General features: G+C 36.2%; 11 protein-coding genes and 1 pseudogene. 9 read left to right on the top strand and 3 right to left on the bottom strand.

From position 1 onward, the window contains the following. Positions 1 to 19: 19 nt before the first annotated feature. Both MKY78_RS01625 and MKY78_RS01620 read left to right on the top strand, forming a co-directional pair. Positions 20 to 166: a hypothetical protein gene (locus MKY78_RS01625; RefSeq protein ID WP_339215688.1), complete on the top strand. Its 147-nt coding sequence runs from the start codon at positions 20 to 22 to the stop codon at positions 164 to 166. Between the two features lie 231 nt (positions 167 to 397). After that, entirely contained in the window at positions 398 to 1,288 is an 891-nt protein-coding gene (locus MKY78_RS01620) for an NAD-dependent epimerase/dehydratase family protein (protein ID WP_339215687.1), read from the top strand. Between the two features lie 598 nt (positions 1,289 to 1,886). Here MKY78_RS01620 and MKY78_RS01615 read toward each other — a convergent pair. After that, a complete protein-coding gene (locus tag MKY78_RS01615; RefSeq protein ID WP_339215686.1) occupies positions 1,887 to 2,753 on the bottom strand; it encodes a proline iminopeptidase-family hydrolase in 867 nt (288 codons plus the stop codon). A 121-nt stretch (positions 2,754 to 2,874) separates the two neighbouring features. Between MKY78_RS01615 and MKY78_RS01610 the strand changes: the two genes are divergently transcribed. Then, positions 2,875 to 3,627 carry a DUF4181 domain-containing protein gene (locus tag MKY78_RS01610; RefSeq protein ID WP_339215685.1) on the top strand — a complete coding sequence of 251 codons (753 nt, stop codon included), beginning with the start codon at positions 2,875 to 2,877 and terminating at the stop codon, positions 3,625 to 3,627. Positions 3,628 to 3,833: 206 nt separating this feature from the next. Here MKY78_RS01610 and MKY78_RS01605 read toward each other — a convergent pair. Further along, positions 3,834 to 4,010, bottom strand: a pseudogene (locus MKY78_RS01605) (metallopeptidase TldD-related protein); the annotation flags it as partial. Between the two features lie 196 nt (positions 4,011 to 4,206). Further along, entirely contained in the window at positions 4,207 to 5,034 is an 828-nt protein-coding gene (locus MKY78_RS01600; protein WP_339215684.1) for a TetR/AcrR family transcriptional regulator, read from the bottom strand. Positions 5,035 to 5,140: 106 nt separating this feature from the next. Between MKY78_RS01600 and MKY78_RS01595 the strand changes: the two genes are divergently transcribed. The 6 genes from MKY78_RS01595 to MKY78_RS01570 all read left to right on the top strand — a co-directional run bounded on the left by MKY78_RS01595 (position 5,141) and on the right by MKY78_RS01570 (position 13,923). Next, complete coding sequence (locus tag MKY78_RS01595; protein WP_339215682.1) at positions 5,141 to 8,221, top strand: efflux RND transporter permease subunit; 3,081 nt, start codon at positions 5,141 to 5,143, stop codon at positions 8,219 to 8,221. Positions 8,222 to 8,380: 159 nt separating this feature from the next. Next, complete coding sequence (locus tag MKY78_RS01590) at positions 8,381 to 9,601, top strand: DUF819 family protein (RefSeq protein WP_339215681.1); 1,221 nt, start codon at positions 8,381 to 8,383, stop codon at positions 9,599 to 9,601. A 338-nt stretch (positions 9,602 to 9,939) separates the two neighbouring features. Beyond that, positions 9,940 to 10,506: an NADPH-dependent FMN reductase gene (locus tag MKY78_RS01585; RefSeq protein WP_339215679.1), complete on the top strand. Its 567-nt coding sequence runs from the start codon at positions 9,940 to 9,942 to the stop codon at positions 10,504 to 10,506. 109 nt (positions 10,507 to 10,615) lie between these two features. Next, a complete protein-coding gene (locus tag MKY78_RS01580) occupies positions 10,616 to 12,568 on the top strand; it encodes a translation factor GTPase family protein (RefSeq protein ID WP_339215677.1) in 1,953 nt (650 codons plus the stop codon). A gap of 16 nt (positions 12,569 to 12,584) precedes the next feature. Next, positions 12,585 to 13,151 (top strand): GNAT family protein, encoded by a 567-nt coding sequence (locus tag MKY78_RS01575; RefSeq protein WP_339215675.1) that lies wholly within the window; start codon positions 12,585 to 12,587, stop codon positions 13,149 to 13,151. A gap of 52 nt (positions 13,152 to 13,203) precedes the next feature. After that, positions 13,204 to 13,923 (top strand): DsbA family oxidoreductase, encoded by a 720-nt coding sequence (locus MKY78_RS01570; RefSeq protein ID WP_339215673.1) that lies wholly within the window; start codon positions 13,204 to 13,206, stop codon positions 13,921 to 13,923. Positions 13,924 to 14,017: the final 94 nt, after the last annotated feature.

The following is a 14,017-nucleotide window of genomic DNA, read 5'->3' as shown; positions in this document are numbered from 1 at the left end:
AAACTAAGGAGGAATTCAAATGAATTATGATATAAATAGACTTCTAGCAGAAGGAAGAATAAAAGAAATGAGGGATTATGCTTTACAAAATAATTTAGTTGTAAAACATAAAAATGTAAAACAACTAAATCCACAAGTGAAATCCCTTAATAGAGAGCTAGTATAGAAGATCTCCAATAGTTAGATAGGTAATGCCCCGGAAGTGTAAACCTCCGGGAAGGAGTTCATAGCTTTCTTGAGCAGGTATAGACCTTGTACTGGAAATGAACGGATATAAATTTAATTGTAACTGCCATTAATTTTTATGAATTTTTTACTAATGCGAATGTATCTTTCTTGTTATTTTTCTATTCCTATCCCATAATGGACTCACGAGATTGAGAAAGGGGATAGCTAGATGAAATCTGCTTTAGTATTTGGGGGAACTAGATTCTTTGGTGTGAATTTAATAGAAAAATTATTAGATAATGGTGTGAAGGTTACAGTCGCTACTAGACAATCGAGTGAAGATTCGTTTGGGGATAAGGTAGAACGATTGAAGGTAGATCGCTTTGACGAAGCCTCCATTCGGGAAGCCGTACAAGGGAAAAAATGGGATGTTGTATTCGATCAGCTTTGTTTTTCTTCCAATGATGCAGAAATTATTGCCAATGCCATGGAGGGGAAAATGAAGCGTTATGTATTTACATCCACATTGTCTGTTTACGATTATGGGATGAACATGGATGAAAAAGTCTTTGATCCATATTCTTACGAGTTGAAAATGGTAGATAGGCAAGAAGTGACGTATCAAGAAGGAAAACGTCAGGCAGAAGCTTATTTATTTCAAAAAGTCTCCTTTCCAGTTGTAGCAATGCGAATCCCAATTGTTCTGGGGGAACAGGATTATACAAAACGATTAGTACATTATGTGGAAAGTGCAAAAGAGGGAAGGGAAGTTTATTTCCCAAATCCTAAAGCAGAAATGTGCTTTGTTCATCAAAAAGAAGCTGGAGAATTTTTAGCTTGGATTGCTGAAACAAACTATACAGGACCAATTAATGTTAGTGCCAATGGCTTTATTACCATGGAGAATCTAATGCAACTTATATCTGAGAAGACTGGAAAAGAAGTAATCATTACGACCAACAACGAGTTGGAATCTCCTTATGCTATTCAAGAAACATGGACATTAAGCAATGAAAAGGCCAAGACACTTGGTTATAACTTTACAAACCTACATGATTGGTTACCAGATTTAATTTATTTTAACTACTCCCGAAAGAAGTCTCCCTCTTCAAGAGAGTGAAGGTGTGGTAACACCAACGATAAGGGGGAGATGAATTTCGGTTGGGCAATGGCCCAAAAAGTATTTACGAACATATGTTCATTGTGCTAAAATAACCTTATGATACGTTCTTTTAGAAGTGATTACATAAGGTTGAGTGGACAAAAAAGACACAGTGCGAAAACCAAGCCCGTCACCCTTCCACTCGTAAAATAATCAAGGTACCGAAAGAACTTCCATTTCGTTGGACATCTACCGTTGGAACAACGGGAAGTAACGCTTAGGGAGATGAAAGGTTGCTTTCGTCGTGGAACTAAGAAGCGCCCACTTCAAATTTGCTTAAAATTAAGTGGTGAGTAGTTCACTTAGGGAATTATCGAAATAACCTTAAATTGTTTGCCTCTATAAATGTGATAGAAAATCTATCACTTTATAGAGGCTATTATGTTTAAAATGTCTGAATGTTTCTTACTCTCGGATGACGATATGTATACGATGAATGTATATGAAACTAGCTGAGGAAAGCAGTGGTAGCAGGAGAGGGGATCGTAGAGACTATCTTTTTATTTTTATTTAAATCAAGATAAGAGACTGGACTAGTCCAATCTCTTATATAACATTAACTTAAGAATGCTTTTGTTACGCGAAGAAATTCATCAGGCTCTTCGATATAAGGCATGTGAGCACTATTTTCAAAAACATGAAACTTGCTGTTCGGTGTTAGACTACTAAAGTACTCCGTTGACTCAGGTGTTGCTTCATCGAACCGACCACATGTAAATAAGGTTGGGACGGCTATTTTATGTAATTCCTTTGTACAGTCAAAGTTCTTTAGGTTACCAGCAACATGAAATTCAGATGCACCCCACATGATATTGTAAATCTTGTAGTTTCTATATTTAGCTCCTTCTTTAAGAAAATCAGGTCGTTCCGATTCCGGTAATCTACATACAAAATGATCATTAAATACTTTAGTTGCCTTTTTATATTCTTCTGAGTCAGTCATCCCATTTTCTTCGCATTCTTTTATGGTGGTCTGTATTTCTAGTGGTAGCTTTTGCAGATTTAGCTCTTGATCTTTTGCCCATATCGGAGCACTTAAGCATGGACTAGAAAAGATAATACTTGCGACATCCTCAGGATATGTTAAATAATATGCAGCAGCCAATGTTGTTCCCCAAGAGTGTCCAAGAATATGTAATGTTTTCACGCCCAGCCCATCTTTTAACTGTTTCACTTCATGGACAAATCTATCAATATTCCATAATGAATCATCCTCTGGTCGGTCTGACTTCCCACACCCTAACTGATCATATAGTATTACAGGTCGTACACTTGCTAGTTCCTTTAACCCTTGTAAGGACCAATGAGAGGAACCAGGTCCACCATGTAAGATAAGAACAGGGGCATTATCCGTTTGCTGGTCATGGATTTGATACCAAACTTTCCCACCAGTTACTTCTATATATCCCTCACTAATTGGCATCGACATAATCTCCTTTGTTCTAAGTTTATGAATTTATACTATCATTAATTTGTGTTAATTAACAAATAAATGTTAATGTGATATATTATTGTTAATATTCAGTATATAAAGGGTGAGGAGAATGATAAGTAATATTATTCTATTTGTAGTTATAGTAGGTATATTTTTCAATGTTGTTAAATTTATCACTCGCAAACTATTTGCAATACCATCTGATTGGGGGGAATATCAACCAATTAATCATACGCACAAATCGGGGAGGCGTATTTTTTTTCTACTCTTTGTTCTCTCAATCATTGCATTTACATTTGAATTTAATTATGGATTTATCTATATCATGATAGGATCATTGTTTGCATTATCTATTTTCGAAGCTTATATGGAATGGAAATATGAGCCAGAGGAAAAGCAATATATCATTTCTATCATAGAATCAAGTGCATTTGCTGTAATCTTTATTGGTATTCTTATTATCTCCTTACAAACAGTAACGTTTGAAGAGGCGTTACAAGAATATGGTTATATCGACATGGATTCCGTTGAACAGATAGAAGTTCAACATGTGGCTTGGAACGAGGAAGAAAAGGAGTTATGGAATAAAACAACGGTGAAAAGAGAAGGTACGATAGATGATGCTAATTTGATTCGTGAAATATTTCATGAGTTACATGAATTGAAATATCGGGAGCGACCAATTCATCATGAAAATCGGGATAATTACTATCGGCTAAGAATAAAAGGGAAGAGCGATTTTGATGTCACGGTTTATGATAAATATATAGCATTCTATTTAGCGGATTATCAGTCCTACCGGATTCTTGATGATAATAGTATGTATCAGTTCCTAGAAGAAATGGAACTAGGTAGGGAATGAGTATAGGGTTAACTTGCGTGTATGGAATTTCAAAAGATAATCAACGCCCAACATTGTATTTTGATGTAGCTCAATAGCCCCGGAAATAGGCGCGACACTTGGGGGAAAAACATAATGGTTCTCTTACACTGATAGGTTTTCCCGCTAGGTATTCTTGAAGTGCCCGTCCGATATTTCCGGAGCTTCTTTTGTGCTTTCTCTTTATTTTAATTTAATGACGGAGATCCAATATAGCCATAATAGTCCATTGGAGAGAATTCTAAGTCTTTACCCACTTCTTCAATATCCATTAATAGCTCAAAGAAATTACCGGCAATTGTCATTTGATTAGTCGGTCCTACGGGTTTACCATCCTTCACATATAGTTCATTTGCCGCAAGCGAAAAGTCACCGGAATATTAAATATGGAGCAACAAAAGCTTGAATGTTTCTCATAATAAAGCTCCAAGTCGGTGAAACCTAATTTTTTCCCTCAACAAATAATTAGTCTCGAAATTCGATTACATTCATTTAAATTGTCTCCAGACTTAAGGCGGAGGATAAGAAAAAGCACTGTAATGGAACAGTACTTTTAAATATCTAACTTATATATCGCCTTAATAAATAGGATAGCCATTTACAATCTGGGTGGTTACGAATGTTTTCAATTAATCCATTAATAATCGCTCGATTATAGCTTGGTTCTATAAGGTGTTGTTTTAATGTCATTAAGGATTCTTTTTCAATAGATTCTTCTATTTCCTTAAGGGATGTGTCTATCATAGAGATGAGTTTTTCTTTTGATATGTCTTCTATTAAAAAATCTTGAAACATTACTTTCGTTTCTAACGTAATAAAAGGCGTGGTTATATTTTTAGCGAGGATATCTACTTTTTCAACTAGTGATGTTGCAATTAAATCAAGGTCAAGCTTACCATTATTAAATATGACAATATCGGCATAGCCGTTAATTAATCCTTTTATTGCATAGATTAAATCATATTTGATTTCGGTTATGCTCTCACCATATATCCTTTCTAGCATTTCTAGAAAAGTCTTATCAGCTATTTTATGATAATACTGCATTTTAGTTAGCAATTCTTTATTAAGGGAGTGATTCTGTTCTATCATGAGAAACTTCGCTAAGTCTCGATGCTGTAAAAATGCTTTAAAGATCATATGGAAAATTTGATAAAGAATATCCTTAGCATGAGTAGTTCTGACCACATAGTCAATATCGGCGGTGATTTGTTGCATGAAACGGTCGATAATCGCAAGAACAAGCTCGTCTTTCGACTTAAATGATAGGTAGAAAGCACCTTTCGATATACCACAGTATTCGGTTATTTGTTGTACGGAAGTTTGTTTGATTCCTTGATCTGCAAAAAGTTCTATTGATTTCTCCATAATTAATTGTTTTTTATTCATTTGTAAAAACTCTCCTAAATTACATAGCATATGGTTGACAAACTGACTGAACAGTCATTAGTATAGGGGAGTGAGTTTATAAAGTCAAATTAGGGTAGGTGTAAGCGTGAAGAATTTTGTCAACTTTGTAATAAAAAATAAGCTAGCAGTTTGGCTTTTGACAATTATTATTATTGTATCCGGAATATATTCTGGTTCTCGTATGAAAACAGAAATGATTCCTGATATCTCTATTCCTTACTTAATGGTGTCAGGAGTATATCCTGGTGCGACACCTGAACAGGTAATGGAGGAAGTTTCGATTCCAATTGAAAAAACAGTTGAGAATTTAGAAGACGTAAAGGCGGTTTATTCTAATTCCTATGCCAATATGGCTAGTATTCAAATCGAATATGACTATGGGATAGATATGAATGAGGCAAAGCGGGCATTAGATTCTGCACTAGATAATGTGACATTGCCTGATGATGCTCAAGAACCAACCGTTACAGCTATTAGTATGGATATGATGCCTGTAGTTGCATTAAGTATTAGTAGTGATACGGAAGATATTGTGGAGCTAACCTCTACAGTAGAAGATATTATTCTACCGAAGCTTGAAAAGATAGATGGTGTCGCTTCTGCCACCATTACTGGTCAACATATTGAAGAAATTGAATTGCGATATGATGACGAAAAAATGGCTAGTCTTGGCATTACAGAAGATGATGTTGAGCAAATGATTCAAGCAAGTGATATGGCTATATCACTAGGACTTTATGAGTTTGAAGAAGGAGAGCAAGCTGTAGCTCTTGATGGAAAGTTCATGTCTGAGGATGAATTAAAGGACATGTTAATTCCGGTAACACCTTCTGAAACACAACCACTACCTTTTGTGAAATTAAGTGATATTGCATCAGTTGAAGTAGTAGGTAAAGTTCAATCTATTTCCCGTACTAACGGTGAAAACGCAATTGCCGTGCAGGTAGTAAAAGGGCAAAATGCTAATACAGTTGATGTTGTAAATAGTGTGAAGGATTTAATGGAAGAAGAAGAGTCTAATATCTCAGGGCTATTGGTGGATGTTTCCTTGGATCAAGGTAAACCGATTGAGGATTCTGTCGCTACAATGGTAGAAAAAGCAGTATTTGGTGGGTTAATTGCGGTTCTTATCATTCTACTGTTTTTACGCGATTTCAAATCAACCATCATTTCGATTATTTCTATTCCAGTATCCATCTTTATTGCACTAATGCTATTAAACTGGATGAATATTACGCTTAATATAATGACACTCGGGGCGATTACGGTTGCCATTGGACGTGTTATAGATGACTCTATCGTTGTTGTAGAGAATATATTCAGGCGATTACATTTAAAAGAAGAAAAACTAAATGGTCGTGCACTGGTTCGTGAAGCAACACTTGAGATGTTCAAACCAATTGCGTCCTCGACATTAGTTACAGTTGCAGTATTTGCGCCACTTATCTTTGTAGGTGGTATGGTTGGTGAGTTATTCATGCCGTTTGCACTGACCATGACATTTGCTCTAGGTGGTTCGCTACTTGTTGCGGTCACTATTGTACCAGCACTATCTCATTTCTTATTTAAGAAAAAACTATATGGTGAGAAAACAGAAATTAAACATAAAGAAGTTGGTAAGTTAGGAAACTGGTATAAAGGTATCCTACGTTGGACATTAAATCATAAGTTTATTACATCAGCAGTAGCTGTAATTATGTTAGTTGGTAGTTTAGCATTAACACCACTAATTGGCTTTAGCTTCTTAGGAAGTGAAGAGGAAAAGGTCATGTACCTAACCTACACTCCTGCTACTGGGGAACTAAAGGATGAAACCGTTGCGAATGTAACGGAAGTTGAGGAAGCAATGCTTGACCGTGATGATATTGAAATTGTTCAATTATCGATTGATGACAGCAGCTCGGAATCTGCTATGATGACGGGTGGTGGAGGTGCATTAATGTACCTCATCTTTGATGAAGATATGAAGAACTTCCCTGAAGTACGCGAGGAAATAGAAGAATATGTCTTTAATATTGATCAGTCAGGGGAATGGAAGAGCCAGAACTTCTCTGCTATGGCCTTTTCTTCCAATGAAATTAGCTACACCTTATATAGCGAAGATTTAAATAATCTAAATGAAGCTGTATCTATGGTAGAAGAGGTAATGCTAGAAAATGATGGATTAAAAGACGTAAGCTCAAGTAAAGAAGAATCTTACGTAGAGTACACGTTTAAAGTGGATCAAGAGGAGCTTCTCCAATATGGTTTAACAACGGGTCAAATCTATATGGCGTTAAACCCTAACCGAACAGACAATATTTTAACAACTATTGAAAAAGACGGTACTAACCTTAATGTTATCGTAAAACATGATGAAGAAATTCAACAGCCAGAATCAATTGAAGAAATGTTAAATATCGAAATTGAAACGGCTCTTGGTACTATGATGCCACTATCTGAGTTAGTAACCGTAGAGGAAGGTACAACGTTAAATACGCTTGCACGTAGTGAAGGTCAATATTACGCAACGGTTGATGGTACCATTATTTATGATGATATATCGAAAGTTTCTGCTGAGGTAGATGAAAAGATAAGTGAACTAGAGCTGCCTAAAGGTGTTACAACTGGTGTTGCAGGTGTAACAGCGGATATGGAAGAAACCTTTACACAGTTAGGCTTTGCAATGCTTGCAGCGATACTTATTGTATACTTCATCCTAGTGGTAACATTTGGTGAAGGACTTGCACCATTTGCGATCCTATTCTCATTACCATTTGCAGTTATTGGCTCATTTGTCGGGTTATTAATCGCAGGTGAAACTATCTCTGTAACAGTAATGATGGGATTACTAATGTTAATTGGTATAGTCGTAACAAATGCTATTGTACTGGTTGATCGTATCATTCATATGGAACGTGAGGGAATGGGAATGCGAGATGCAATACTCGAAGCTGGTGCAACTCGACTTCGACCAATCCTAATGACAGCAATAGCAACCATCGGAGCACTTATCCCTATGTTATTTGGAAGTGCAGGTGGAGGGTTAATTTCTAAAGGACTTGCGATTACGGTAATTGGTGGTTTAGCAAGCTCAACCCTATTAACGCTAATCATTGTACCAATTGTTTATGAAGTTTTATCGAAGCTGTTTAAAAAGAACCGTAAAGAAGTAATTGAAAACTAATTAGAAAAGAAAAGGTTGTCACATGATGAAAAATTGTGTGGCAGCCTTTTTTTATTTGCTACTCCACATGAAACTATCCTAATAGTTTCATAGTTAGCGACCTCGTTGTGAATAGGGTATAATTTATTCATATTATAAGGACTAAAAGGAGTAGTTAACATGATTTATTCATTAATTCAACCGGATGATTCGTGGATATTATGGGCGTTTTTAGCAGGTTGGGCAGGGGTTAGTATTTATTTAGAGCAGAAATATGAATGGGCTTCGAAAGTATCTGGAGCAATAACCGCATTAGTTGGAGCTATGGTATTAGCTAATTTAAACATAATACCAACTGATTCACCGGTATATGATACGGTTTGGGCTTATGTAGTTCCTTTAGCTATTCCATTATTACTTTTCCAAACGAACATATTAAAAATATGGAATGAAAGCGGCAGATTATTAGTTATATTTCTAATAAGTTCAATAGGAACAGTCATAGGGGCCATAGTAGGATTCTTTCTATTAAAAGACTTCATTCCAGATTTATATAAAGTAGTAGGGATGATGACAGGCTCGTATATTGGTGGAAGTGTTAACTTAGCAGGACTTTCCGCACGATTTGAAACTCCTGGAGATTTATTATCCTCTACGGTTGTTGCTGATAACCTGATGATGGCACTATACTTCTTAATTTTGATGGTAATTCCAACTTTAGCGTTCTTTCGTAAACGTTACCATGCTCCATACCAAGAAATGATAGAAAAATCAGCAGATAAAGATGAGAAAAATTTAGCAGCTTCTTATTGGAAAAGAAAAGAGATTTCATTAAAGGATATTGGTCTTGCAGTCGGTTCTGCGTTTACCTTAGTTGCTGTATCATTTAAACTGGCTGAGTTATTTGATTCCCTTATACCTTCTGGAGAGAATGCAAACTTTGCTTATCATGCCTTAAATGGATTTTTGGGTGATAAATATTTAATGTTAACAACGGTAACGTTAATTACCGTCACGCTATTCTCACGTTTCTTTGAAAATATTAAAGGTGCCCAAGAGATAGGTACATATTTAATTTATATATTCTTTGTTGTTATTGGGGTACCAGCGTCACTTCCAATTATTCTACAAAATGCGCCATTATTATTTGTATTAGTATTTATTATGGTAACGCTAAATATGATAATCTCCTTTGTATTTGGTAAACTATTTAAATTTAATCTCGAGGAAATTGTCCTAGCAAGCAATGCTAATATTGGTGGTCCGACAACTGCGGCTGCAATGGCTATTTCTAAAGGGTGGACGAAGCTTGTTGCTCCAATATTAATCATCGGCACATTGGGATATGTTATTGGTAATTATATCGGTGCAGCAATCGGATATTGGTTTGGCTTATATTAAATTGGGAAAGAGCCTGGGACATATTTTAAAGATTTACATGTAAAACCGAATGATACCGGAGCGGGGTCCATGCTCATCATTCGGTTTTTTCTTTATGCTAAATTTTTTGTAGTATGCTGTTTTTAAATCTGTAGAATAAAGTAGTTTTAAAGCTATGGTTTGTCTTTCTTTGTTATTAAGCTGGATTTTAAGCAGTTTATTAGCTATCATTTTCTGGTTTGGTGTACTATGACTATAGTAAGTGAGAAATAATCTCACTTGTGATAAATGAACTATAACAAAGTAACGTTACAATAAAACGATTATATAGTTGTACCGGAATAAGGAGGAAGCATAGTTTGAAAATTGTCGGGTTATCCGGTTCTATCACTGGTTCGAAAACAAGAACTGCTATGGAATATACGATAAAAAGAATGATAGATAACAATCCTAATGCAGAGGTTACATTATTAGATTTAAAAGATTATGATATTCAATTCAGTGATGGTCGGAATTATTTAGAGTATGATGGGGATACCGGGTATGTTGTCGAAAAAATTATGGCTGCGGATATAGTAATCATAGGAACTCCCATTTTCCAAGCTTCCATTCCAGCCCCTTTAAAGAATATTTTTGATTTACTACCTGAGAACGCTTTTTTAGATAAAATTGTCGGGTTGATTGTCACTGCTGGTTCAGCGAAGCATTTCTTAGTGGCTCAGCAACAAATAAAACCAATCTTGTCCTATATGAAAGCTCATATTGTTCAGACCTATGTATTTATAGAAGAACAGGATTTCTATCAAAAGAAAATTACAAATGACGATGTATTACTACGAATTGATCGGTTAGTAGAAGATATCGTTGTATTAGCGGAAGCTTTCCATACGATTCGTGAAGAGAAAGAAGCGGAATATGGATTTTAACAGATCTTGGGAGGTAAGGCCTAATGCTTTTTCTTTGAAATAAAAGAGCTAGTTACTTCTAGGTAGGTTGATATAATATGCTGCGAGTAGCTTATAAAGGAGTATTCAAATGAATAAAACGATTGGGATCCTTGCTCATGTTGATGCTGGTAAGACCACCTTTTCAGAACAAATACTATACCATACGAAGGCAATCAAGAATAGGGGGAGAGTGGATCATCAAAGTTCCTTTCTCGATAGTCATGAGATAGAGAAACAGCGGGGAATTACAGTTTTTGCTGATCAAGGCTATTTCTCTTATATGGGTTCTAGCTATTACCTTATTGATACACCTGGACACGTTGATTTTTCTCCAGAAATGGAGCGAGCTGTACAAGTGATGGATTATGCCATCGTCATCATTAGTGCAGTTGAAGGGATAGAAGGACATACAGAGACGATTTGGAAGCTTTTACAAAAACATCACGTTCCCGTCTTTTTCTTTATTAATAAACTAGACAGAACTGGGGCAGATGTTAATCGGGTAATAGCAGATATGAAGCTATATTTTACAGAAGATATAATCGAATTATCTTCACTTGAAAAAGGTATGGTATTAGATGAGGGTGTTATCGAATTTATAGCAGAACGTGATGAATCGTTATTGGAGTATTATCTGGAGAATGGCTATCACGCAGAAAAATGGCTTGAAAAGATACAACAAATGATAAATAATGGTACGATTTTCCCTGTGTTTTCTGGCTCTGCTTTACATGATGTTGGTATAAAGGAATTTTTAGATGCGTTTCACTTATTGACATCGACAGCATATAAAAGTGAAGGTGAGTTTTCAGGAAGAGTCTATAAAATACGCTATGATAATTCAGGTACCAGGGTAACATTTATCAAAGCGTTAAGTGGAAGACTGAAGGTGCGCGATGAAGCGACCTATAAAATTCAAGAGCAAATCATTTCAGAGAAAATAACTCAAATACGGAAGTTAAATGGAAGTAATATTGAAATTGTTCCTGAAGTCAAAGCAGGAGAGCTATTTGCCGTAACTGGTCTAACCAGGACGAATATAGGGGACGGCATTGGGGCGATTACGGATAGAAACACATATGAATTAGTACCTACGCTTCGTTCCAACGTTGTATTTGAACCACATGTCAATGTGAAAGAAGCCTTAGCGTACTTTAATATGTTAGATGCCGAAGATCCGTCCCTAAAAGTAACTTGGGAAGAGCGACTTCAACAAATTCATATCCATGTAATGGGTACTATTCAGCTTGAAGTATTGGAACAAGTTGTTATGGAACGTTTTGGTCTCAAGGTTCTATTTGAAAAACCTGAAATCATATATAAAGAAACCATCAAATCTGAGGTTATCGGTTATGGGCACTTTGAACCGCTCCGCCATTATGCTGAGGTGCACTTGAAGTTAGAGCCTGGAGAACGGAATAGTGGTATCCTGTTTGATAGTAAATGTCACACCGATCACTTATCGATTGGATTACAGAACTTAGTTAAACAACATGTGTTTGAGCGTGAACATCATGGATTGTTAACTGGATCGGCATTAACAGATGTAAAGATCACGCTGTTAACTGGTAAATCTCATCCGAAACATACTCATGGAGGAGATTTTCGAGAAGCAACCTTTAGAGCAATTAGACAAGGGTTAGAGAAGGCGGAGAATGTATTATTAGAACCGTATTATCACTTTAAAATCAAGGTGGATATAGACCAAATGGGAAGGGTTATATCCGATGTTCAGGCCGCACATGGTCGTTTTGAAGCACCGGTGACTGAGGGAGAGAAAGCTGTTATCACTGGTCAGGTACCAGTAGCTACATTTATGGACTATCCGATGAAACTTGCTTCTTTTACAAAGGGGAAGGGCAGTATGGCACTAACTTTTGCCGGGTATGACCAATGTCATAATGAGAAAGAAATTATTGAGCGAATAGCTTATGATAAAGATGCCGATCCAGAATATACGTCATCCTCGGTATTTTGTGCTAAAGGAGCAGGTTTTAGTGTGAAGTGGGATGAAGCGGAGAAAATGATGCATCTATTATAAAACGGAGGGGAATTTGATGAAACAAGTCCATACAAGCTTTCCAGTAATGGAGACAGAACGATTACGACTAAGGAAAATAGAAGTGCAGGATGCAGAGAATATGCTAACCTATTTGCAAGATCCAGATGTTATGGAATATTATGGATTACCACCATTCGTTTCGACGGAACAAGTACTTGATGAAATAGCTTGGTATAATAAGATATTCACACAACAAATGGGTATCAGATGGGGAATCACACTGAAAGATGAAGATAAGATTATTGGAAGCTTGGGCTTTCTTAATTGGGTACCAATGCATCATCGCGTGGATATTGGTTATGAGTTAAACCAGGAATACTGGGGGAAGGGTATAGCAAGTGAAGCATTGCAGGCGGTATTAGCATACGGTTTTGAAACAATGGAGCTGGAACGGGTGCAAGCACTAATAGAACCAGCTAACTTGGCATCTATCCACTTAGTAGAAAAACATGGATTTCTTCGCGAAGGATTGTTACGAAATTATGAATATGGTAATGGTAAATTTGATGACTTACTGATGTATGCTATTTTAAAAAAGGATTTCTTAGCTAGTTCAAAATAGAAGAGCTAGTCAATTAAGTAATAAAAAGTAATGAAAATGAAGGAGTTTTATAATGAAAATTGAAGTATGGTCCGACTTTGTTTGTCCATTTTGTTATATAGGGAAACGTAGATTAGAAAGTGCACTTGAACAATTTCCTAATCGTGATCAAGTAGAAATTGAATATAAAAGCTTTGAACTTGACCCTATCGCACAAAACTATGCAGGGGTTTCGATTCATGAAGCTTTAGCAAAAAAATATGGAATGAGTGTAGAAGAGGCTAAACAAGCTAATCGTGGGATTGGAGAGCAAGCGAAGAGTGTTGGATTAGAATATAATTTTGATACAATGAAGCCTACCAATACGTTCGATGCCCATCGGTTAACAAAATATGCAGAGACAATTGGAAAAGGGAAAGAACTGACAGAACAATTGCTTCACGCATATTTTGTAGAAGGTAAATTACTTAGTGACCATGATATGTTAGTAGAGATTGCTAATTCTGTCGATATAACGAAAGAAGAGGTCGTAACTGTTTTAGAGGATCAGGAGAGATTTGCTAGTGAGGTACGTAATGAAGAAATGTTAGCACAACAATATGGTGCAACTGGTGTACCATTCTTTGTTATCAATCAAAAATACTCGATTTCAGGTGCACAACCGACAGAATTATTCTTAAGTGCCATTAATCAAGTTTGGGAAGAAGAAGCACCAAAGCCTAAATTGAAAAAATTAGGAGAGGAATTAGCAACTGTTTGTACAGATGATGGTTGTGTAATTCCTGAAAAATAGGCCCTTAAATTGCTTGTCCCTATTTACTTCTTGTCTTTGTCTGTTAAAAATAAATATCCAGATTGCTTACACATAATTGCAGTAATGTTTGGAA

The sequence above is a fragment of the Ornithinibacillus sp. FSL M8-0202 genome (assembly GCF_037975285.1).
Taxonomy (GTDB): domain Bacteria; phylum Bacillota; class Bacilli; order Bacillales; family Amphibacillaceae; genus Ornithinibacillus; species Ornithinibacillus massiliensis.
Note: the sequence above shows the minus strand (reverse complement) of the source record. Positions and strands in the feature narration are given on the sequence as shown.